The sequence below is a fragment of the Paraburkholderia sp. RL17-368-BIF-A genome, assembly GCF_046054045.1.
GTDB lineage: Bacteria > Pseudomonadota > Gammaproteobacteria > Burkholderiales > Burkholderiaceae > Paraburkholderia > Paraburkholderia graminis.
Window position 1 is genome coordinate 13,427 of the sequence record NZ_JARESN010000029.1, and the last position, 20,975, is coordinate 34,401.

Genomic DNA, 20,975 nt, shown 5'->3' on the forward strand with positions numbered 1-20,975 from the left:
ATTTTGTCGGCTCGACTGAGCGGGGCGAATTAGGTATTGTCATCCGGTTGTGGTGACGGATCGGCCGCCGGGAAGGTGGGCGAACGCACGGCAACCGCAGTCACTGACGCACTACGGAATCACATGAGCGACTCTTCTTATAGCGACGGCGCCGCCGCGCAGCCGGCAGCCGGATCGGAACCCAGGCCGGAACAGGCGGCGCCCCGGTTGATGCTCAAGGGCATCACCAAACAGTATCCGGCCGTGCGAGCCAACGACGACGTCACGCTGATCGTCGCGCCGGGCGAGATCCACGCGGTGCTCGGCGAAAACGGCGCGGGCAAGAGCACGCTGATGAAGATCATCTACGGCGCCGTGCGGCCCGACGCGGGCGAGATTCGCTGGGAAGGCGAGGCGCTCGACATCGCGAGTCCCGCGGCCGCGCGCAAGCTCGGCATTGGCATGGTGTTTCAGCACTTTTCGCTGTTCGAGACGCTCACGGTCGGCGAAAACATTGCGCTCGCACTCGACGAACCGTTCGATCTGAAAGCGCTGTCCAAACGCATTCGCGAAGTGTCCGCCGACTACGGCCTCGACATCGATCCGCAGCGTCACGTGCATAGCCTGACGGTCGGCGAGCGGCAGCGCGTGGAGATCGTGCGCTGCCTGCTGCAGAACCCGCGGCTGCTCATCATGGACGAACCGACGTCCGTGCTCACGCCGCAAGCGGTGCGCAAGCTGTTCGCGACGCTGCGGCGGCTCGCGGCCGAAGGCTGCAGCATTCTCTACATCAGCCACAAGCTCGACGAAATCCAGGAACTGTGCGACACGGCCACGGTGATGCGCGGCGGTCGCGTGACGGGTCATGTGAAGCCCAAACAGGAAACGCATGCATCGCTCGCGCAACTGATGGTGGGCCACTCGCTGCCCGATTACACGCGCCGCGAGCACAAGCCCGGCGACGTGCTGCTCGAAGTGAAGGCGCTTTCGGTGGCAAGCGACGACCCGTTTGGCACCTCGCTCGATAACGTGTCGTTCGCCGTGCACGCGGGCGAAATCTTCGGCATTGCGGGCGTGTCGGGCAATGGTCAGGCGGAGTTGCTGTCGGCGTTGTCGGGTGAGAAGCGGGGCGTGCGCGCCGATGCGGTGACGATCTGCGGCAAGCCCGCGGGCCGTCTCGGCGCGGGCGCGCGGCGCGCGCTCGGTTTCGGCTTCGTTCCGGAAGAGCGGCTTGGCCGCGGCGCAGTGCCCGCGATGACGCTCGCTGAAAACGCGCTGCTGACCGGGCATCGGCAGAAGATGGTGCGCTCGGGCTGGATCAACGCGGGCGCGATGCGTGCGTTTGCGAAGCGCTGTATCGAAGCGTTCGACGTGCGTTGCGGCGGTTCCGAAGCGCTCGCGCAGAGTCTGTCGGGCGGCAATCTGCAGAAGTACATCGTGGGCCGCGAGATCTTGCAGGCGCCGAAGGTGCTGGTGGTCGCGCAGCCGACGTGGGGCGTCGACGTCGGCGCGGCCGCGTTCATTCGTCAGCAGTTGCTCGATCTGTCGGCGCGCGGCGTGGCGATCCTCGTCATTTCCGAAGAGCTGGAGGAACTGTTCGACATCTGCGACCGGATCGCAGTGCTCGCGGGCGGCAGGCTCTCGCCGGTGCGCGCGACAGGCGCGACCAACGCCGAGGAAATCGGCCGCTGGATGGCGGGGCTTTTCGGAGGCCGCGAAGGCGCGGCGCCCTCGGCGGAACAGCCGGCGCATGCCTGAACCGCGCCTGTCCACGCGTTTATCCGTGCGTTTATGCGCGCCTTGCGTCCAATAACAGAACCCGACAACACGACACGCTACTCATGATTCTTCCGTATCGACTCGAAGCGCGCACGACGCCCTCGCGCACCATGCAGATCGCCGTGCCGCTGATCGCCGCGTTGCTCACGCTCGCCATCGGCTTCGTGATCTTTGGGCTGGTCGGCCGCGATCCGCTTCAAGCCATGCACGCGTTTTTCATCGAACCGCTGTCGAGCGTGAACGGCTGGTCCGAGCTTTTGCTGAAGGCGTCGCCGTTGTGCCTGATCGGCCTCGGCCTCGCGATCGGTTATCGCGCGAACGTGTGGAATATCGGCGCCGAAGGGCAGATGCTGCTCGGCGGCATTGCCGCGAGCGGCGTCGCGATTTATTTCGATCAGGCGAGCGGCTGGTGGATTCTGCCGTTGATGATGCTGGCCGGCGTGATCGGCGGCATGCTGTGGGCGGCGATTCCCGCGCTGCTCAAGAGCCGTTTCAACACGAACGAAATTCTCGTAAGCCTGATGCTCACGTATGTCGCGACACAGTTGCTGATCTATCTGGTGAGCGGCCCGTGGCGCGATCCGCAGGGCATGAATTTTCCCCTCTCGGAGATGTTCAGCGGCGACGCGCTTTATCCAACGTTTTACGGCGACTGGCACTGGAAATGGCTGCGCGGCACGCGGCTGAATGCGTCGGTATTCGTCACGCTGATCGCGATTCCGCTGGTGTGGATCTTCATGCGCAAGAGCTTCGCCGGCTACCGGATGAACGTCGGCGGTCTCGCGCCGCTGGCCGCGCGCTACGCGGGTTTCTCCGACAAGAAAACCATCTGGATGTCGCTCCTCATCAGCGGCGGGCTCGCGGGTCTTGCCGGCATGGGCGAGATCGCCGGGCCGATCGGTCAGTTGCAGGCGACGTGGTCGCCGGGTTACGGCTTTACCGCGATCATCGTGGTGTTCGTCGGACGGCTGCATCCGCTCGGCATCGTGCTCGCCAGTCTGCTGATGGCGCTGCTGTATCTCGGCGGCGAAGCGGTGCAGACCTCGATGCAATTGCCGCAGGCACTCTCCGGCGTGTTCCAGGGGCTGCTGCTGTTTTGCCTGCTCGGCGCCGATCTGTTCGTGAATTACCGTGTGCGCCGGCGCTCCGTTGCCGCGCAAGCCCACTGACCCGCTCACCGCTTCGCTCACGCCATTCATGGATATTCAACAAGCCAGCGCGCTCACGTCGAGCGCCGTCACCGCCGCGATCCCGCTGATGTTCGCGGGCGCGGGCGAACTCGTCGCCGAAAAGTCGGGCGTTCTCAACCTCGGCGTCGAAGGCATGATGCTGATGGGCGCCGTCACCGGCTACGCGGTCACCGCGATCACCGGCAACCCGTGGCTCGGCGTGATTGCCGCGATTGGCGCGGGTCTCGCGATGTCGCTGCTGTTCGCGTTTCTCACGCTGACCATGCTCGCCAACCAGGTCGCCACGGGCCTCTCGCTGACGATCTTCGGCATCGGTCTGTCGGCGTATGTCGGCAAGCCGTACACGTCGGCGGCCGTGCGCGCCACCATCGACACGTGGACCATTCCGGGCCTCTCGAAGATTCCGGTGCTCGGGCCCGCGCTTTTCAGTCTGACGCCGCTCGATTACCTCGCGTTTGCGATGTTCGCGGTCATCGGCTGGTTTCTGTATCGCACGCGCGCGGGGCTCGTGTTGCGCTCGGTCGGCGAGTCGCCGCAGGTCGCGCATTCGGTCGGCTTTCCGGTGGTCGGCGTGCGCTATGGCGCGGTCGCGTTCGGCGGCGGCATGGCGGGACTCGCGGGCGGCTACTACTCGATCGTCAATCTGCACTTGTGGCAGGAGCAACTGACGTCCGGCCGCGGCTGGATCGCGCTTGCGCTCGTCGTGTTCGCGACGTGGCGGCCGGGGCGCTTGCTGATCGGCGCGCTGCTGTTCGGCGCGGTCACGGGCCTGCAGTTCTACGCGCAGGCGATCGGCGTGCCCGTGCCGACGCAATTCCTCGCGATGCTGCCGTATGTCGCGACGGTCGTCGTGCTGGTGCTGATTTCGCGCAACCCGAACACGATTCGCCTGAATGCGCCGGCGTCGCTCGGCAAGCCGTTTTTCTCGGCGGGCTGACGCGCCGCCCGGTTGGCCAGACATAACCACACGTTTCAATGACTAATCACACGACTGGAGAAAACATGAAGAAAAGGAATCTGCTGACGGCTTTCGCATGGGGCGCCGCCTCGCTCGCGCTCGGTGCAGCCGTGACGGCGCCGTTCGCGCAATCCGCGCAGGCGGCGGATGCACCGGGCGTCGCGTTCGTCTATCTCGGCAATCCGGGCGATGCCGGCTGGACCTTCGCGCACGACCAGGGATCGAAGGAAGCGGAAGCCAGGTTCGGCAACAAGATCAAGATCACGCGCATCGAGAACGTGCCGGAATCGGCGGACTCGGAGCGTGTGTTTCGCGATCTGGCGAACAAGGGGAATAAGGTCATCATCGGTTCGAGCTTCGGCTATCAGGACTTCGAACTGAAGGTCGCGAAGGACTTCCCGGACACGGTGTTCCTGCATGCAACCGGCTACAAGAAGGCGCCGAACTTCGGCACCTACGACGTGCGCATGTACCAGGGCGCGTATCTGGCCGGCGTCGCCGCGGGCTATGTGACGAAGACCAACACGCTCGGCTTCGTCGCGTCGGTGCCGATTCCCGAAGTGGTCCGCAACATCAACGCGTACACGCTCGGCGCGCGCTCGGTGAATCCGAAGGTGCATACGAAGGTCATCTGGATCAATAGCTGGTTCGATCCCGGCAAGGAAAAGCAGGCCGCCGAAACGCTGATCGGCCAGGGCGCCGACGTGCTGTTGCAGAACACGGATTCGAGCGCGACGCTCGCGACTGCGTCCGAGAAGCACGTGCATGCTTTCGGCTGGGATTCCGACATGAAGAAGTTCGGCCCGAGCGCGCATCTGGGTTCGGTGGTCGCGCACTGGGGCGTGTACTACAACTCGGCGATCCAGCAGGTGCTCGACGGCAAGTGGAAGAACGATCCGGTGTGGTGGGGCATTCCGCAGAAGGCGGTCGATCTCGAGGATCTGAACACGTCGGCGATTCCGGCGGACGCGCAGAAGAAGGTCGCGGGCAAGCGCGACGAGCTGGCGAGCGGCAAGTGGGATGTGTTCGTCGGTCCGATCAAGGATCAGTCGGGCACGGTGAAGGTGCCGGCCGGCAAGACGCTGACGGACCCGGAATTGCAGCGGCTGAACTGGTATGTCGAAGGTGTCGACGGGTCGTTGCCGAAGTAAGCGAGTTGATGCCGGGTGGGCGGGTTGTGCTGCTCGCCTGGGTTGATTGATTGTTGAGAAAGAGCTGCATCCGTTGTTGGCGGATGGCAGCTCTTTCGGTTTACGGTTTTATGCTTGTGGGGCTAGGCGCCGGCGTATAACGTGCGCCACCTGCGCGACGTGCTCTGCCTCAATCGTCGATGCGCAGCCCGACCTTGATCGTCACCTGCCAGTAAGCGACGCGGTCGTTTTCGATCTGGCCCCGCGTTTCCGTCACTTCAAACCAGTGCAGATTGCGCAGCGTTTTCGACGCCTTGGCGATGGCGGTGCTGATCGCGTCGTCGATCGATTTCGTCGATGAGCCGGTCAGTTCGATCTGCTTGTAGACGTGGTCTGACATGAAATCTCCTTTAATCTTCGTTGGCGTTCAAAAAGTATAGGTAACGCGGACGGTTGCGCACGGCCGCCGTGTGAACGCGTTCTATCGCACGTCGCATGCCCGATACGCCGGACGCCCCCAGCCAGCAGGGCGCGGCGCGCGCCGAATTCCCGTCCGGTTGAAATCCCGGTAACCTGCTAAAATATTGGGTTTTTCGCCGATATCACATTCAAAGGGACGCGCCGTGCTGTCTACTGCCAACATCACCATGCAATTCGGGCCAAAGCCCCTGTTCGAGAACATCTCGGTCAAATTCGGGGGAGGGAACCGCTATGGCCTGATCGGTGCTAACGGCTGCGGCAAGTCCACCTTCATGAAAATCCTCGGTGGCGACCTGGAGCCGAGTTCCGGCAACGTCATGCTGGAGCCGAACGTGCGCCTCGGTAAATTGCGCCAGGACCAGTTCGCGTATGAAGACGTGCGCGTGCTCGACGTCGTGATGATGGGCCACGCAGAAATGTGGGCCGCGATGACCGAGCGCGACGCGATCTACGCGAACCCCGACGCGACCGACGACGACTACATGCACGCCGCCGAGCTCGAAGCGAAGTTCGCCGAATACGACGGCTACACCGCCGAAGCGCGCGCGGGCGAACTGCTGCTCGGCATCGGCATCGCCATTGAAGATCACAACGGTCCGATGAGCAACGTGGCTCCGGGCTGGAAGCTGCGCGTGCTGCTCGCGCAGGCGCTGTTCTCGAAGCCGGACGTGCTGCTGCTCGACGAGCCGACCAACAACCTGGACATCAACTCGATCCGTTGGCTGGAAGACGTGCTCAACCAGTACAACTCGACGATGATCATCATCTCGCACGATCGACACTTCCTGAACCAGGTGTGCACGCACATGGCCGACATGGACTTCGGCACGCTGAAGGTCTATCCGGGCAACTACGACGACTACATGCTCGCGAGCACGCAGGCGCGCGAGCGTCAGCAGAACGCGAATGCGAAGGCGAAGGAGCGTGTCGCCGACCTGCAGGACTTCGTGCGCCGCTTCTCGGCGAACAAGTCGAAGGCGCGTCAGGCAACCAGCCGTCTCAAGATGATCGACAAGATCAAGATCGAGGAATTCAAGCCGTCGTCGCGGCAGAATCCGTTTATCCGTTTCGAGTTCGAGAAGAAGCTGCACAACATCGCAGTGGTCGCCGAAAACATTTCGAAGAAGTACGAGCGGACCATCTTCAATAACTTCAGCATCAGCGTGCAGCCGGGCGAGCGCATTGCGATCATCGGCGAGAACGGCGCGGGCAAGACCACGTTGCTGCGCTCGCTGCTCGGCAATCTGCCGCTCGATCACGGCACGGTGAAGTGGGCGGAAAACGCGAACGTCGGTTATATGCCGCAGGACACGTACGAAGAGTTTCCGCAAGACGTCACGCTGATGGACTGGATCGACGCCTATCGCAAGGAAGGCGACGACGAGCAGATGGTGCGCGGCACGCTCGGGCGGCTGCTCTTTAATGCCGACGACATTCGCAAATCGGTGAAGGTGCTGTCGGGCGGCGAGAAGGGCCGCATGATCTGGGGCAAGCTGATGCTCGGCCGCCACAACGTGCTGATGATGGACGAGCCGACCAATCACATGGACATGGAATCGATCGAGTCGCTGCAAATCGCGCTCGACAAGTTCGAAGGCACGCTGATTTTCGTCTCGCACGACCGCGAGTTCGTGAGCGGGCTGGCGAACCGGATTATCGAAGTGAAGACGGACGGCACGCTGAACGACTTTGGCGGGAATTACGAGGACTTTTTGGCGAGCCAGGGCGTGCAGTAAGGGGCCCGGAACGCCTATTCATGTGACGCCGTTGTCCTGCGGGATTGTCCCGTTGGGACAATGGCGGCCGACATATCCGCCGGGAAGCCGCCGCGTGGAATCGCTACTCCGTTGGGGGCAGCGCCGCCTTCAGCGCGATCAGTGCGTCAACAAAGCTCTCTGCATCTTTCTGATTCTCCACGTACACGTCAGCAAGCTTTCGTCCTTGCCCTGTGCGCGGCTCGACTATGTACCAGTGACCCTTCAACGAAGCACGATCTAACAGCTTTACGTCGGCCATCGTTCGATAGTAGAGCCTCGTTACGTCCTTCTTGGACGAATGGTTGAACCCGGTCAGCGTCTCGCGAGACGAGCCTTTACTGCCGGCTCCGAATTCCACATAGTCATCAGTAACATCGACGTATTCCGGCCGTTTGCTCCCGGGCTGCTCGTACATAACGCGTTCCACGATTTTCTTCGGATCACCTTGGACCGGCCCGGCTTTGTATTCGGTCGGGACGTAGACACAAGCGGTAAGCGCGAGAGCGGATAGAGCTACGGACAGAACGGCTTTCATTTGGTCCCTTTTATGTTTGTCGACGGCATCGTAGCAGAGGTAAGACGGGAGCTAGGCGGCGATCAAACTACAAAATAGTGCCCTTATCCGCGGGTACTTCGCCGCATGCCGGCAACTCACCGCCCAACCCGCCCACCGAACCCTTCCCCCGACGCTGGCTAAAATAGAACAACCACCATCCGAAGCCAGGGCCGACATCATGAAGATCTACGACAAACTCCACATCGACGGCAATTGGATTGCGCCGTGCGGCACGGGCACGATCGACGTGATCGACTCCGGCACCGAGGAAGTCATGGGCCGCATCCCCGAGGGCGTCGACGCCGATGCGGAAAGCGCGATCGCGGCCGCGCGCGTGGCCTTCGACGGCTGGGCCGCCACGCCCGCCGCCGAGCGCGGCCGATACCTCGAGCGGATCGCCGAGAACCTCAAGGCGCGCACCGACGAACTCGCCGCGCTGATCGCAGGCGAAGTCGGCATGCCGCTGAAGCTCGCGCGCGCGATCCAGGTCGGCAGTCCCGTCTACAACTGGAACGCCTATGCGAAGCTCGCGGGCAGCTTCCAGTTCGAAGAACGCGTCGGCAATTCGCTCGTCGTGCGCGAACCGGTCGGCGTGGTTGCGGCGATCACGCCGTGGAACTATCCGCTCAATCAGATCACGCTGAAGGTGGCGGCCGCGCTCGCGGCCGGTTGCACGGTGGTGCTGAAACCGTCGGAGATCGCGCCTTTGAATGCGTTCGTGCTGGCCGAAGCGATCCACGAAGCGGGGCTGCCCGCCGGCGTGTTCAACCTCGTCAGCGGTTATGGGCCGGTGGTCGGCGAAATGCTGGCGAGCCATCCATCGGTCGATATGGTGTCGTTCACCGGCTCGACGCGCGCCGGCAAGCGCGTGTCGGAACTGGCATCGGCGACGATCAAGCGGGTCGCGCTCGAACTGGGCGGCAAATCGGCATCGGTCATTCTCGACGACGCTGACTTCGCCGCCGCCGTCAAAGGCACGGTCGGCGCGTGCTTCCTCAATTCGGGGCAAACCTGTTCGGCGCACACGCGCATGCTGGTGCCCGAAGCGCGTTACGACGAAGCGTGCGCGCTCGCGAAACAGGCGGCCGAAAGCTACGCGGCCGGCGATCCGCGCGACGAGAAAACGCGCCTTGGCCCGCTGGCCTCCGCCGCGCAACAGGCGCGCGTGCAGCAGTACATCGCGAAGGGCATCGAGGAGGGCGCCGAACTCGTGACGGGCGGCGCGGGGCTGCCCGACGGTGTGTCGAAAGGCTTTTTCGTCAAGCCGACGGTGTTCGGCCGCGTGCATCCGAAAGCGACGATCGCGCAAGAAGAAATCTTCGGCCCGGTGCTGTCCATTCTGACCTACAAGGACGAAGACGAAGCGATTCGGATTGCCAACGATTCGCCGTACGGACTTGGCGGCGCAGTGTGGGCCGGCAGCGACGAGCGCGCGCAACGCGTCGCGCGCCGCATCCGCACGGGCCAGATCGACATCAACGGCGGCGCGTGGAATATGGCGGCGCCGTTCGGCGGCTTCAAGCAGTCGGGCTTCGGACGCGAGAACGGCGTCTTTGGACTCGAGGAATATCTCGAACTCAAGTCGATGCAATTCAACGTCTGACGCGGATGACCGGCATCAACGAACCCGCGCGCGCCGCAACGGCATGCGCGCGCCGCTTGATCTGACGCAACCCCGGCCGCGCCCGACCGACGATTATCCACGCTTTGATAATCGTCCGTCGGGTCAGCCATGCTCAACTCTCATTCGTTTTCTCCGCTGGTCATTCGCGGCCGCTCGCTCTTGCCGATCGTGCAAGGCGGCATGGGCGTCGGCATTTCGGCGCACCGGCTCGCAGGCAGCGTCGCGCGCGAGGGCGCGCTCGGCACCATCGCCAGTATTGATTTACGCCATCATCATCCCGATCTGGTCGAACGTTGCCGGCAGTCGCCCGACCGTGCCACGCTCGAAGAGGCGAATCTCACCGCGCTCGCGCGTGAAATTCATGCGGCGAAGAAGCTGAGCGAAGGCCGCGGCATGATTGCCGTCAACGTGATGAAGGCAGTCAGCGCGCAGGCCGATTACGTGCGCGCCGCCTGCGAAAACGGCGCCGACGCGATCGTGATGGGCGCGGGCCTGCCGCTCGATTTGCCGGAGATGACGCAAGGCCACGACATCGCGCTGATTCCGATTCTGTCGGACAGCCGCGGCGTCGCGCTGGTGCTGAAGAAGTGGATGAAGAAGGGCCGCTTGCCCGACGCCGTCGTAATCGAACATCCGGCGCATGCGGGCGGCCATCTCGGCGTCACGAACATCGCCGATATGAACGATCAGCGCTTCGACTTCAGGCGCATTCTCGATGAACTCGAGACCGTGTTGGCGTCGCTCGGGATCGATCGCAAGCAGGTGCCGTTGATTCTCGCGGGCGGCATCAATAGTCATGAGGCCGTGCGCGCGCTGCTGAACGCGGGCGCGAACGGCGTGCAGCTCGGCACGCCGTTCGCCGTGACCGAGGAAGGCGACGCGCATCCGAACTTCAAGCGCGTGCTGGCCGAGGCGGCGCCCGATGACATCGTCGAATTCGTCAGCGTGACGGGTTTGCCCGCGCGTGCCGTGAAAACGCCGTGGCTCACTCGCTATTTGCGGCATGAAGCGAGGATTCGCGAGAAGGTCGGCGCGCTCAGGCAGGCGTGCCCGACGGCGCTCGAATGTCTGAGCGTGTGCGGGTGGCGCGACGGCGTCGAGAAGTTCGGGCACTTCTGCATCGACACGCGGCTTGCCGCGGCCTTGCGCGGCGATGTGGCCAACGGCCTCTTTTTCCGCGGCAAGGAAGCGCTGCCGTTCGGCTCGGCGATTCGCAGCGTGCACGACCTGATCGAACTGCTGCTGACCGGCGCGACGCGACCGGCTGTCGCAGGGCGGCTGGCTTTCTCCCTCGGTTGATGGGAGTCAACGTGACGCGCGGCGGGAGCTTCGACAATCCCCGTAGATCAACAAAAAGGGGAAGAAAAATGAAGCTCTCGCTCAGCAACACCATCAGGACGGCTGCGTTGGCATCGGGGCTGCTCTGCGCCGCCGCGCTCATTCCGCAGGCGCATGCCGCCGGCGACGACCCGATGAGCGGCATCCACGCCGGCGACGTGATCGTTCGATTGCGCGCAATCAGCATCATGCCGAGCGTATCGACGACGGGCACGCTCTCCACACTGAACACCGACGTCAACAACGCGATCGTGCCGGAACTCGATCTGACCTACATGATCCGCGATTATCTCGGCGTCGAACTGATTCTCGGCACGTCGCGTCATCAGTTGACTTCGAGCATCGGCCCGCTTGGCGGAGTGAACGTGCTGCCGCCCACGTTGCTGCTGCAATATCACTTCAATCACGCGGGGCGCGTGCGTCCGTATGTCGGCGCGGGTCTGAACTACACGTTGTTCTACAACAATGGCTTGCACGCCGGCGGGCAGCCGGTGTCGATCCGCAATCACAGCTTCGGTCCGGCATTGCAGGCAGGCGTCGACGTGCAGGTGACGAAGACGGTCTTCGTCAACGCGGACATCAAGAAGATCTGGATGCACACGGATGCCTCGCTCGGCGGGCAGCCGCTTGGCCGCGTGAGCATCGATCCGGTGGTGGTGGGGCTCGGCGTCGGCATGCGCTTTTGAGCGAAACGCTCAGAGCTTGTCGTTCTGAAAACGCATGGCCGTGCCTTCGCGTTCGATGCGGGTCCACACGGCCCGCTTTTCTTCATCGCTCATGAACACCCAGTTCGACACCTCGCCGGCCGTGCGGCCGCAGCCCTTGCAGACTTCGTCGAAAAGTGTCGAACACACGCCGATGCACGGGCTGTCGGGTAGAGCGTGGAGATTGGAAGCCATCGGAAACCTTGCAGCAGAAAAGCGGAGGTCCGCTATGTTAACCGATACGGGACGTGAAGCCGCCCGAGCCCGTCCGCGAGGCCGATACTGCGCCGCCGCCGCGCGCCGCCCGCGTCGGCCTCACCGCGCGATGCTGTAGCCGATTCGCGCCATCCAGTGCTGACGGTTGTTGTAGTCGAGCAGATCCTCGCCGTAGCCGTTGAAATAACCGATCCACAGATAGCCGCCCCACGCGCTGCCGAGCAGCTTCGCGAGCGGATAGGTGAATTGCGTGTCGACGCTGCCGTACCAGTGCTTCGTGCCTTTGCGCAGCGTGGTGGCCAGTTGCCAGCCGTCCGGGCTGCCGTATTTGACGAGCAGATCGACATAGCCGCGATAGTCCGCAATGTCCGGATTACTGGACGTGCCGACGTAGTAATAAATTTTCGGCGACACCGTCAGATGGTTGGCCGTCAGATCGCCGAATTCCCACGTCGGGCGGATGAACGGCATGTTGATGCTGCGCGAATCGCTTCCGCCTTTGCCGTTCGATTCATGCGCGACGCCCGCTGCAAAACCCATGCGCGTGAAGAACGGACTGCGCCAGCCCGTGTCCGGCACGTAGTAGAAAAGCTGCGGCGAGTACGTCGTGTCGCGAAACGGACGCGAGTCGGCGGAGAGATCCCAGATCGACGTCTGCGTGTAGGCGAAGTAGAGGTTGTCGGTGAAGGCTTTGGAGCGCAGGTCGTCGGGAATGCGCAAGCGATACTTGAAGCTCAGTTGCAGCCGCGCATTGGTGTCGCCGTTGTGGCCGACGCCGATATACATCGGGTCGTAGTAGGAAACGTGCGCAAGCACGCCGCGTCCGGTCGTCGATAGCGAGTCGCCTGGCGGCGAGATCGCGTCGCCCGAGGGGCCGTCGAGCGCGGCAGCCGTCGCCGCGGCCTGGGCCGGCGTGCGGGCCTGGCTTTCGCTGCGCTCGGCCTGCGCAATCGCGTTCTGGTTGGGACCGCGATTGATCACGACGACCGCGGGCGAAGCATCGAAACCGATCGGATCGACACGCACTTCTCCGCGAGCCGATTCCGGCCAAGGCGCGGAAAAGCGCACCTTGCGGAACTGGCCCGGCCGCAGACGCAGCGTGTCGGGCACGCCCGCTTCGCGCGCGAGTTCGAGCGGCTGCGCAGACTGTTCGCCGCCGCTCAGGTTCACGCGCAGCGTTTGCGGCACGGCGACCGTGAGCGGCGTGGAGTCGTCGGCGGAATAGAGCAACGTGATCTGCAGCGGCTCGTTCGCAGCGGCGATGCGCGCCGGCTGCAGCATCGCGACGGTGGCCGCAGCCTCGCCGGAAAAGGCGCTCGACAACAACAGCGCAGCGAGGACGCAGACGAACCTGCCGCGGCCGAAGCGGTGGCCGGGCACGCGCAACGGTCTGGCGGAGGCGCGATGGGTAAGGCGGTCGAATGGAGCAATGAGGAAAGCCGGAGGCAAAGCAGGAAGCGGCATGGGCTGTCGTCCAGGAGCAAGGGCGGTGAGCAAAACGGCGCGCCGCGTGTCGAGTGAAGTCATGCGCGGGGCATGGCGTCATCGCCGCCGCCTGGCGGATACGGCACGCAGACGGCACAACGCGGTGGCAAGACAAACAAGCGAATGGCCGCCGCAATAGCGCAGGCAGCCATCGGGACTACGGCGAAGGCGGCGCCACGGCCAGCGGCGGCGCCGTTCAACTCGAAATACTAAAAGAATATTTACAACTGCGTTGCAATGATAGGCGAATGGCCTGGCGGCTCGCGAAGCGGCTCACTCACCCAACGCAACCTGCCACAACAGCGCGCCGTTAAGCAGGATGATGAAACCCGCCGACATCCACGCCAGCACCAGCGGCACGCCGTGCACGCGCCAGTCGCGCATCAGGCCGGCATCCGACGCATAGCGGATCAGCGGCACGACCGCGAGCGGCAATTGCAGGCTCAGCACCACCTGGCTTGCCACCAGCAACTGATTCGAGCCTTCCTGGCCGAACATCGTCACGGCCACCAGCGCCGGTCCGATTGCCAGTGCGCGCGTGAGCAGCGCACGCTTCCAGCGCGGCAGACGCAGTTGCAGGAAGCCTTCCATCACCGCCTGGCCGGCCAGCGTGCCGGTGACGGTCGCGCTCAGTCCGCAGGCCAGCAGCGCCGCGGCAAACAGGATGCCGGCCCAGCGCGTGCCGAGCAGCGGCGCGATCAGACGATGAGCGTCCGCGAGATCGGTGACGTCGCGGTGGCCGCTCGCATGGAACACGGCGGCGGCGACGATCAGCAGCGCGGCATTGATCACGAAAGCAAAGAGCAGCGAGCCGATGGTGTCGATATTGACGACGTGCAGCGCGGCCTTGATCTGCGCGTCGCTGTTGTCGGGCGCGTGATGCTTGACGAGCGACGAGTGCAGATAGAGGTTGTGCGGCATCACCGTCGCGCCGACGATGCCCGCCGCGAGCCACAGCATGCCCGCGTTGCGCAGAAGCTCGGGGCTCGGCGCGGTGCCCGCCAGCGCCGCATGCCAGTCGGGCCGCGCGAGCGCCAGTTCGATCACGAAGCACAAGCCGACGAAGCCGATCAGCAACGCGATCACCGCTTCCAGCTTGCGGCCGCCTATCTGCTGAAGCGCCAGCAGCGCGAACGTGCATACCGCGGACATCAGCACACCCACGGTCAGCGAGACGCCCAGCAGCAATTGCAACGCGACGGCGCTGCCGACCACTTCGGCGACATCGCAGGCGATGATCGCCACTTCGCTGGTCAGCCACAGGAAGATCGTGCGGCGCGGCCCCGAACGCTCGCGGCAAACCTGCGCGAGATCGCGCCCGGTGACGACGCCGAGCCGCGACGACAGCCATTGCAGCAGCATCGCCATCAGGCTGGAGAGCACCACCATGCCGAGCAACTGGTAGCCGTAGCCGGCGCCCGCGCCGAGCGCCGTCGCCCAATTGCCGGGATCGATATAGCCGACGGCAATCAGCGCACCCGCGCCGACGAACGAGAACCAGTGCGCGGGTCCTCCTTCGGGCAGACGTCGACGGCGGTTTGGGCGCAGCGCGAACGGATTGGTGTTCATGGATGCCTGAGGTCAAAGACTGCCTGGTTTCGCAAGGGTTGTGCCCGCCGGGCGCGTTGCCGCCGATCGAGCCCGCGCCTCGCCGCTGTTGCCCCTTGTCCGTTGTCAGCTATTGTGCTCCGTCGCCCGGCTTCGCGTTTGGCTCGTCATGCGCGTGGGAGCCTACGTGAGGCCGCCGCCAGAGCGCCTAAGCGTGGCGGCGTTTTTTTCGGGTAGACACGCGCCCATAACCCGCTAAAATTGCGCCCATTTTCCGGCGGCGCGGCTTACGCTGTACCGTTTGCGCGACAGTGCGGCATTTTTTTTGGACCGCGCAATAATTGATGGTAGTTTTCGGGTTTTTCAGGGGAGCCGCTAGCGCAGCATGGCGCTGCTCGCGGCGTGCGTGAGGACGGCCGGCTCGGACCGGCACGATCGGAGAACGGGATGAAAAGACGGGTAGTGGGGCAAGTGGCTGCGCTGGTCTTGTGCGCGGCGCCGTGGTTGACGGCGGCAGCGAAGGATACGCAGCTCAACGTGTACAACTGGTCCGATTACATCGCCAAGGACACCATTCCGAACTTCACGAAGCAGTCCGGCGTCCAGGTCAAATACGACAACTACGACAGCGACGACACGCTGCAAGCCAAGCTGCTGACGGGCAATTCCGGTTACGACATCGTCGTGCCGACCAGCAATTACGCCGGCAAGCAGATCGCCGCGGGCATCTTCGCGCCGCTCGACAAATCGAAGCTGCCGAACCTCAAGTACCTCGACCCGTCGCTGATGGCGCTCGTCGCCGGCGCCGATCCGGGCAACAAGTTCACGGTGCCCTGGGCATACGGCACGACCGGCCTCGGCTACAACGTGACGAAGGCCCAGCAGATTCTCGGCAAGAATGTGCCGCTCGATAACTGGGACGTGCTCTTCAAGCCGGAAAACATCTCGAAGCTGAAGGCGTGCGGCGTGTCCGTGCTGGATGCGCCGGATCAGATGTTCGCCGCCGCGCTGCATTACATCGGCAAAGACCCGATGAGCACGAATCCGGCCGACTATCGCGAGGCGCTCGCGATGCTCAAGAAGATTCGCCCGTACATCACGCAGTTCAACTCGTCGGGCTATATCAACGATCTGGTGGGCGGCGACGTGTGCTTCGCCTACGGCTGGTCGGGCGACGTCGTGATCGCCAAGCATCGCGCGATCGAGGCGAAGAAGCCGTACAAGATCGAGTATTACATTCCGAAGGGCGGCGCGCCGGTATGGTTCGACGTGATGGCGATTCCGAAGGACGCGAAGAACAAGGAAGCCGCGCTCGAGTGGATCAACTACATCGAAACGCCGCAAGTGCATGCCGCGATCACGAACGCCGTCTACTACCCGAGCGCGAATCTCGAAGCGCGTAAATACGTCGATAAGGACGTCGCGAACGATCCCGCCGTGTACCCGCCGCCCGAAGTCATCAAGACGCTGTTCCTGTTGAAGCCGTTGCCGCCCGAAGTGCAGCGGCTGCAGACGCGGCTCTGGACCGAGTTCAAGTCCGGCCGCTGAAGCGTGGCCGGAGTGAACGGGTAACAGCATCATCAAGAAGCCCTCGGTGTTCACCGGGGGCTTTGTTCGTCAAACGCCGGAGTGAAGCATTGTGATGAGTAGTGAGCAGCCGGGCGCGCTGGACCGGACGGCCGTGTCGCCCGCCGGCGGCAACGCCGCGATCGACGCCGCCGCCGATAATTTCGTGCAGGTCGTCGACGTCGTGAAGAAATTCGGCGAGACCGTGGCGGTCAAGCAGGTCAATCTGTCGGTGAAAAAGGGCGAGCTGTTCGCGCTGCTCGGCAGTTCCGGCTGTGGCAAGTCGACCTTGCTGCGCATGCTCGCCGGCCTCGAGACCGTGACCTCGGGCAAGATCCTGATCGACGGCGAAGACCTTGCGCAACTGCCGCCGTACCGGCGGCCGGTCAACATGATGTTCCAGTCGTATGCGCTTTTTCCGCATATGACGGTCGAGTCGAACGTCGCGTTCGGTCTGAAGCAGGAAGGCGTGGCCAAGGCCGAACTGAAAGACCGGGTGCAGACCGCGCTCGAACTCGTGCAGATGGGCCGCTTTGCGAAGCGCAAGCCGCATCAGCTTTCCGGCGGCCAGCAGCAGCGGGTGGCGCTGGCGCGTTCGCTGGTGAAGCGGCCGAAGCTGTTGCTGCTCGACGAACCGATGTCCGCGCTCGACAAGCAGATTCGCCAGCGCACGCAGATCGAGCTCGTCAACATTCTCGACAAGGTCGGCGTGACCTGCATCATGGTCACGCACGATCAGGAAGAAGCGATGACGATGGCAGGGCGCCTCGCGGTAATGAGCGAAGGCGAGATCGTCCAGCTCGGCACGCCGCACGAGGTGTACGAGTATCCGAACAGCCGTTTCTCGGCGGAATTCATCGGCTCGACGAATCTGTTCGAAGGCCATACGGTCGAGGACGAGCCCGACCACGTCTTTATCGAAACGCCCGATCTGACTTGCCGTTTGTATGTGAGCCACGGCATTACCGGTCCGCTCGGCATGCCGGTGACGATCTCGGTGCGGCCCGAGCGCATCGCGCTCACGAGCAAGCCGCCCGAGGGCGCGTTCAACTGGGGCAAGGGCGTCGTGTCGAATATCGCGTACATGGGCGGCTATTCGCTGTATCACGTGAAGCTCGACGGCGGCAAAACCGTGATCGCGAACGTGACGAGCCTCGCGCTGACGGAGATCGATCCGCCCACTTGGGGCGACGAAGTGTACGTGCGCTGGAGCGCATCGGCCGGTGTGGTGCTGACGTCATGAAGCGCCAGTTCCATTCGGTTCTCAACTGGCCGGTGCGGCGCTTCAACCTGACGGGCCGCACCGCCGTGGTGGCCGGTCCGTTCGTCTGGCTGCTGCTGTTTTTTCTGGTGCCGTTTTTGCTGGTCGTGAAGATCAGCTTTGCCGATTTGCAGCTCGGCATTCCGCCGTATACCGAGCTCACGAGTTTCGCGGACGGCGCGATCAATCTCAAGCTCGATCTGTCGCATTACGCGTTTCTCGTCACCGACAGCCTGTATTTCGCGACCTACGTGAATTCGGTTGTCGTGGCCGCAATTTCGACGCTGCTGTGCCTGCTGATCGGTTATCCGATGGCGTATTACATCGCGCGTTCGGATCCGGCGCGCCGTAATCTGCTGATGATGGCCGTGATGCTCCCGTTCTGGACGTCGTTCCTGATTCGCGTGTATGCGTGGATCGGGATTCTGAAAAACAACGGGCTGCTGAATAACTTCCTGATGTCGATCGGCCTGATTCATTCGCCGATAGAGCTGTATCACACGAATACGGCGGTTTATATCGGCATGGTCTATTCGTATCTGCCGTTTCTCGTGATGCCGTTGTACGCGCATCTCGTGAAAATGGACATGACCTTGCTCGAAGCCGCCTACGACCTGGGCGCAAGACCCTGGAAAGCGTTCTGGCAGATCACATTGCCGCTTTCGAAGAACGGCATTATCGCCGGTTGCCTGCTGGTGTTTATTCCAGCGGTGGGCGAGTACGTGATTCCGGAATTGCTCGGCGGCGCGAATACGCTGATGATCGGCCGCGTGATGTGGAATGAGTTCTTCGACAATGCCGATTGGCCGATGGCTTCCGCCGTGACGTGTGCGATGGTAGTGCTGCTGTTGGTGCCGATGGCGTTTTTCCAGTACGCGCAGGCCAAGGCGATGGAGGAAAAACGCTGATGAAGCCGAACCGGATATTGCAGTTCACCGCGTTGGCGCTGGGCTTTCTGTTCCTGTATATACCGATCATCAGTCTGGTCGTCTATTCGTTCAACGAATCACAACTCGTCACCGTATGGACGCGTTTTTCGACGCGCTGGTATGCGGCGTTATTGCACGACGATGAACTGATTGCGGCGGCGTGGCTGTCGTTGAGAGTGGCGGTGCTGACGGCGTTTGCGTCGGTGATTATCGGCACATGGGCGGGTTTCGTGCTCGCGCGCATGGGGCGTTTTCGCGGCTTTACGCTTTATACCGGCATGATCAACGCGCCGCTCGTGATCCCCGAAGTGATTCAGGGCATATCGCTGCTGCTGCTCTTTATCGAAATGGCGAAGTGGCTCGGCTGGCCGGCGGGGCGCGGCATTTTCACGATCTGGATCGGGCACGTGATGCTGTGCATTTCGTACGTGGCGATTATCGTGCAGTCGCGTGTCAAGGAGTTGCATCCTTCGCTCGAGGAAGCGGCGCTCGACCTCGGCGCGACGCCGCTGCGGGTGTTTTTCTCGATCACGTTGCCGCTGATTTCACAGGCGCTGGTGTCGGGCTGGTTATTGTCTTTTACGTTGTCGATCGACGATCTGGTTTTATCCGCGTTTCTGTCGGGGCCTGGGTCAACGACATTGCCGCTGGTGGTTTTCTCGCGCGTCAGGCTGGGTTTGAATCCCGAGATGAATGCGTTGGCGACGTTGTTTATCGCGGTGGTGACGGTTGGCGTGGTGGCGGTGAATTATTTTATGCAGCGGGCGGAGAGGAGAAGGGTGCAGGTGAGGGGGTAGGTGACGGGGCAAGTGCGCTTGCCCTGTTTCACGAATTGCAGCTTAAACCCTATACCCAATCCGAACCCCGCCCCAATGCCGTCCCTGCACAAAAACCGGCGCGGACGCATCCTTCATCAACACAAACTGTCCACCGCCCATATCGCGCCGATACGTCTGCAGCAAAAACTTCTTCGTGTGCGACCCGGCAGCCAGTCCAGTCCGGTCGTTAAAAATGCGCCGGTTCCGGCAATTGGCCATATTCCACACGACATCGTCACGCTGCGGCAAAGAGAACTTCAGATTGTGCGTCGGCAGATAACCGCGCACGTCGATTGCGGCAGAGAACGCGACCCGTGGATCGAGATCGAGTAGCGGCTCCTGAATCGCCGGCAGAACGCGATCGGTGAAGGCCGTGAACCGCGTCATGAACTGCTGCGGATTGCTGCCAGGCACGGGCACGTAATGCTGATCGAACAGATCGTCGAGCGAAATCTCGCCGCGCGCGACCGCCGCCTCGAACAGCTTGCTCACCGCCGCCGCCGCGTCCTGCACGGCTTCGATGAAACGCGTGTCCGGCGTCTCCACGCCCGCCGCCGCCGTCAGTTCGATCAAGGTCTCTGAGACCCCGAGCAGATTGCCGAGCCGATCCTTCGCCTGCACGAAGTTTTCGCTCGAATCCTCGACGCCGCTCGCCATTTCCAGCACCTGCGCCTCGAGCCCGCCGCACTGCGTCTCGATCTCGCCGGTCAACGCGGCGATCTGCTCGGCCTCGTTGTTCAGATGCGCGATGGCGTCGCCCGTCGAATGCACGACGTCGCCGATCTTGCGCGTGCCCTCGCGCACCCGATGCGCCCGCTCCGTATTCACCGAGCCTTCGTTGATCAACTGCTCGGTCTGCTGCGTGAGTTGCGCGAGCGTGGTCTCGATCTGGCCGGTCGCCTGCGCGGTCTTCGCCGACAGATTCTTCACCTCGGCCGCCACCACCGCGAAGCTTCGGCCGGACTCGCCGGCGCGCGCGGCTTCGATCGCCGCGTTCAGCGCGAGCAGATGCGTTTGCCGCGCGATCAGCGAGATTTCCTCGGAGACGCGGCTCACATGCGCGAGCGCGCTGCGCAGCGCGCCGATCTGGCTCTCGATCACGGTCACGCCTTCCACCAGTCCGTGGATGTCGGCAAGCGACGCCTCCAGCGTGTCGTGCGATTCCTGCACGCCGGTCGCCGCCTGTGCCGACACATCGCGCATGCCTCGCGCGGCGGTCGCGATCCGATGATTTCCGGCGAGCGTCTGCGCAGCCGACTCGCGCAACGCGCGGCACACCTGCGCCTGATGCTGCACGCGCGCGGCGACTTCATCGACGTGGCCCGACACATCGCAGATTTCGATACCCAGTTTGCCCGCCTGCGCGGCAATATCGCCGACGACCCCTTGCGGTCGGCCCGTCCGGCGAAAGCTGAAACGCGACATGAACGTCTCCTTGATGACGCTAGCAACGCTGCCGGTCACGCGCTCGTCGAGCGCGAACACAGCCTCTTCTCGACGCGTTTACGGCTGGCTTTCGGCAGACTTGATACGGGGTATCCCGCAGTCGCCACGTCGCAGTCGTTATGATGTCCGGTTTGGCGCCGCGGCAACCGCTGCCATTCCTGATCAACTTTAACGATGTTCGATTCCTTCGCGCGCGCTTCGGGCTGGCAGC

Annotated in this window: 18 protein-coding genes; 12 read left to right on the top strand and 6 right to left on the bottom strand. The window is 63.2% G+C overall.

Going from position 1 to position 20,975, the window contains the following annotated elements:
• Window positions 1–123: 123 nt before the first annotated feature.
• The 4 genes from P0D87_RS30420 (at window position 124) to P0D87_RS30435 (ending at window position 5,057) form a co-directional block, all read left to right on the top strand.
• A complete protein-coding gene (locus P0D87_RS30420) occupies window positions 124–1,737 on the top strand; it encodes an ABC transporter ATP-binding protein (RefSeq protein WP_053858185.1) in 1,614 nt (537 codons plus the stop codon).
• An 83-nt stretch (window positions 1,738–1,820) separates the two neighbouring features.
• Window positions 1,821–2,927, top strand: a complete 1,107-nt coding sequence (locus tag P0D87_RS30425; RefSeq protein WP_006051766.1) for an ABC transporter permease — start codon at window positions 1,821–1,823, stop codon at window positions 2,925–2,927.
• 28 nt (window positions 2,928–2,955) lie between these two features.
• Window positions 2,956–3,885: an ABC transporter permease gene (locus P0D87_RS30430; protein WP_171799849.1), complete on the top strand. Its 930-nt coding sequence runs from the start codon at window positions 2,956–2,958 to the stop codon at window positions 3,883–3,885.
• Between the two features lie 65 nt (window positions 3,886–3,950).
• Window positions 3,951–5,057 (top strand): BMP family ABC transporter substrate-binding protein, encoded by a 1,107-nt coding sequence (locus tag P0D87_RS30435; RefSeq protein WP_053858184.1) that lies wholly within the window; start codon window positions 3,951–3,953, stop codon window positions 5,055–5,057.
• A gap of 169 nt (window positions 5,058–5,226) precedes the next feature.
• Here P0D87_RS30435 and P0D87_RS30440 read toward each other — a convergent pair whose 3' ends face one another.
• Complete coding sequence (locus tag P0D87_RS30440) at window positions 5,227–5,436, bottom strand: dodecin (RefSeq protein ID WP_006051763.1); 210 nt, start codon at window positions 5,434–5,436, stop codon at window positions 5,227–5,229.
• 223 nt (window positions 5,437–5,659) lie between these two features.
• Between P0D87_RS30440 and P0D87_RS30445 the strand changes: the two genes are divergently transcribed.
• Entirely contained in the window at window positions 5,660–7,252 is a 1,593-nt protein-coding gene (locus P0D87_RS30445; RefSeq protein ID WP_006051762.1) for an ABC-F family ATPase, read from the top strand.
• 103 nt (window positions 7,253–7,355) lie between these two features.
• On the opposite strand, the gene P0D87_RS30450 is transcribed toward P0D87_RS30445, so the two are convergent.
• Window positions 7,356–7,808: a hypothetical protein gene (locus tag P0D87_RS30450; protein WP_006051761.1), complete on the bottom strand. Its 453-nt coding sequence runs from the start codon at window positions 7,806–7,808 to the stop codon at window positions 7,356–7,358.
• Between the two features lie 199 nt (window positions 7,809–8,007).
• Here P0D87_RS30450 and P0D87_RS30455 point away from each other — a divergent pair, with 199 nt between their 5' ends.
• The 3 genes from P0D87_RS30455 (at window position 8,008) to P0D87_RS30465 (ending at window position 11,477) form a co-directional block, all read left to right on the top strand.
• Entirely contained in the window at window positions 8,008–9,432 is a 1,425-nt protein-coding gene (locus P0D87_RS30455; protein WP_053858183.1) for an aldehyde dehydrogenase family protein, read from the top strand.
• 129 nt (window positions 9,433–9,561) lie between these two features.
• Window positions 9,562–10,752, top strand: a complete 1,191-nt coding sequence (locus P0D87_RS30460; RefSeq protein ID WP_053858182.1) for an NAD(P)H-dependent flavin oxidoreductase — start codon at window positions 9,562–9,564, stop codon at window positions 10,750–10,752.
• Between the two features lie 68 nt (window positions 10,753–10,820).
• Window positions 10,821–11,477, top strand: a complete 657-nt coding sequence (locus P0D87_RS30465; RefSeq protein ID WP_053858181.1) for an OmpW/AlkL family protein — start codon at window positions 10,821–10,823, stop codon at window positions 11,475–11,477.
• 9 nt (window positions 11,478–11,486) lie between these two features.
• Here the strand turns inward: P0D87_RS30465 and P0D87_RS30470 are convergent, their stop codons facing one another.
• The 3 genes from P0D87_RS30470 to P0D87_RS30480 all read right to left on the bottom strand — a co-directional run bounded on the left by P0D87_RS30470 (window position 11,487) and on the right by P0D87_RS30480 (window position 14,765).
• Window positions 11,487–11,690 carry a DUF1289 domain-containing protein gene (locus P0D87_RS30470; RefSeq protein WP_006051757.1) on the bottom strand — a complete coding sequence of 68 codons (204 nt, stop codon included), beginning with the start codon at window positions 11,688–11,690 and terminating at the stop codon, window positions 11,487–11,489.
• 120 nt (window positions 11,691–11,810) lie between these two features.
• Window positions 11,811–13,175 (bottom strand): phospholipase A, encoded by a 1,365-nt coding sequence (locus tag P0D87_RS30475; protein WP_053858180.1) that lies wholly within the window; start codon window positions 13,173–13,175, stop codon window positions 11,811–11,813.
• 294 nt (window positions 13,176–13,469) lie between these two features.
• Window positions 13,470–14,765: an Nramp family divalent metal transporter gene (locus P0D87_RS30480; protein ID WP_053858179.1), complete on the bottom strand. Its 1,296-nt coding sequence runs from the start codon at window positions 14,763–14,765 to the stop codon at window positions 13,470–13,472.
• Window positions 14,766–15,191: 426 nt separating this feature from the next.
• Here P0D87_RS30480 and P0D87_RS30485 point away from each other — a divergent pair, with 426 nt between their 5' ends.
• The 4 genes from P0D87_RS30485 to P0D87_RS30500 all read left to right on the top strand — a co-directional run bounded on the left by P0D87_RS30485 (window position 15,192) and on the right by P0D87_RS30500 (window position 19,297).
• A complete protein-coding gene (locus tag P0D87_RS30485) occupies window positions 15,192–16,292 on the top strand; it encodes a polyamine ABC transporter substrate-binding protein (RefSeq protein WP_006051754.1) in 1,101 nt (366 codons plus the stop codon).
• 94 nt (window positions 16,293–16,386) lie between these two features.
• Window positions 16,387–17,553 carry an ABC transporter ATP-binding protein gene (locus tag P0D87_RS30490; RefSeq protein WP_006051753.1) on the top strand — a complete coding sequence of 389 codons (1,167 nt, stop codon included), beginning with the start codon at window positions 16,387–16,389 and terminating at the stop codon, window positions 17,551–17,553.
• Window positions 17,550–18,479 (top strand): ABC transporter permease subunit, encoded by a 930-nt coding sequence (locus P0D87_RS30495; protein ID WP_006051752.1) that lies wholly within the window; start codon window positions 17,550–17,552, stop codon window positions 18,477–18,479. The genes P0D87_RS30490 and P0D87_RS30495 overlap by 4 nt, the downstream gene beginning before the upstream one ends.
• Window positions 18,479–19,297, top strand: a complete 819-nt coding sequence (locus P0D87_RS30500) for an ABC transporter permease subunit (protein WP_006051751.1) — start codon at window positions 18,479–18,481, stop codon at window positions 19,295–19,297. Before P0D87_RS30495 ends, P0D87_RS30500 begins: the two co-directional genes overlap by 1 nt.
• A 42-nt stretch (window positions 19,298–19,339) precedes the next feature.
• On the opposite strand, the gene P0D87_RS30505 is transcribed toward P0D87_RS30500, so the two are convergent.
• Complete coding sequence (locus P0D87_RS30505) at window positions 19,340–20,743, bottom strand: methyl-accepting chemotaxis protein (protein ID WP_044021883.1); 1,404 nt, start codon at window positions 20,741–20,743, stop codon at window positions 19,340–19,342.
• Between the last annotated feature and the right edge of the window lie 232 nt (window positions 20,744–20,975).

Bases quoted from the DNA above. Each gene is read 5' to 3' on its own strand.
- P0D87_RS30420 (WP_053858185.1), top strand. From the start codon at position 124: ATGAGCGACTCTTCTTATAGCGACGGCGCCGCCGCGCAGCCGGCAGCC.
- P0D87_RS30425 (WP_006051766.1), top strand. From the start codon at position 1,821: ATGATTCTTCCGTATCGACTCGAAGCGCGCACGACGCCCTCGCGCACC.
- P0D87_RS30430 (WP_171799849.1), top strand. From the start codon at position 2,956: ATGGATATTCAACAAGCCAGCGCGCTCACGTCGAGCGCCGTCACCGCC.
- P0D87_RS30435 (WP_053858184.1), top strand. From the start codon at position 3,951: ATGAAGAAAAGGAATCTGCTGACGGCTTTCGCATGGGGCGCCGCCTCG.
- P0D87_RS30440 (WP_006051763.1), bottom strand. From the start codon at position 5,436: ATGTCAGACCACGTCTACAAGCAGATCGAACTGACCGGCTCATCGACG.
- P0D87_RS30450 (WP_006051761.1), bottom strand. From the start codon at position 7,808: ATGAAAGCCGTTCTGTCCGTAGCTCTATCCGCTCTCGCGCTTACCGCT.
- P0D87_RS30455 (WP_053858183.1), top strand. From the start codon at position 8,008: ATGAAGATCTACGACAAACTCCACATCGACGGCAATTGGATTGCGCCG.
- P0D87_RS30460 (WP_053858182.1), top strand. From the start codon at position 9,562: ATGCTCAACTCTCATTCGTTTTCTCCGCTGGTCATTCGCGGCCGCTCG.
- P0D87_RS30465 (WP_053858181.1), top strand. From the start codon at position 10,821: ATGAAGCTCTCGCTCAGCAACACCATCAGGACGGCTGCGTTGGCATCG.
- P0D87_RS30470 (WP_006051757.1), bottom strand. From the start codon at position 11,690: ATGGCTTCCAATCTCCACGCTCTACCCGACAGCCCGTGCATCGGCGTG.
- P0D87_RS30475 (WP_053858180.1), bottom strand. From the start codon at position 13,175: ATGCCGCTTCCTGCTTTGCCTCCGGCTTTCCTCATTGCTCCATTCGAC.
- P0D87_RS30480 (WP_053858179.1), bottom strand. From the start codon at position 14,765: ATGAACACCAATCCGTTCGCGCTGCGCCCAAACCGCCGTCGACGTCTG.
- P0D87_RS30485 (WP_006051754.1), top strand. From the start codon at position 15,192: ATGAAAAGACGGGTAGTGGGGCAAGTGGCTGCGCTGGTCTTGTGCGCG.
- P0D87_RS30490 (WP_006051753.1), top strand. From the start codon at position 16,387: ATGAGTAGTGAGCAGCCGGGCGCGCTGGACCGGACGGCCGTGTCGCCC.
- P0D87_RS30495 (WP_006051752.1), top strand. From the start codon at position 17,550: ATGAAGCGCCAGTTCCATTCGGTTCTCAACTGGCCGGTGCGGCGCTTC.
- P0D87_RS30500 (WP_006051751.1), top strand. From the start codon at position 18,479: ATGAAGCCGAACCGGATATTGCAGTTCACCGCGTTGGCGCTGGGCTTT.
- P0D87_RS30505 (WP_044021883.1), bottom strand. From the start codon at position 20,743: ATGTCGCGTTTCAGCTTTCGCCGGACGGGCCGACCGCAAGGGGTCGTC.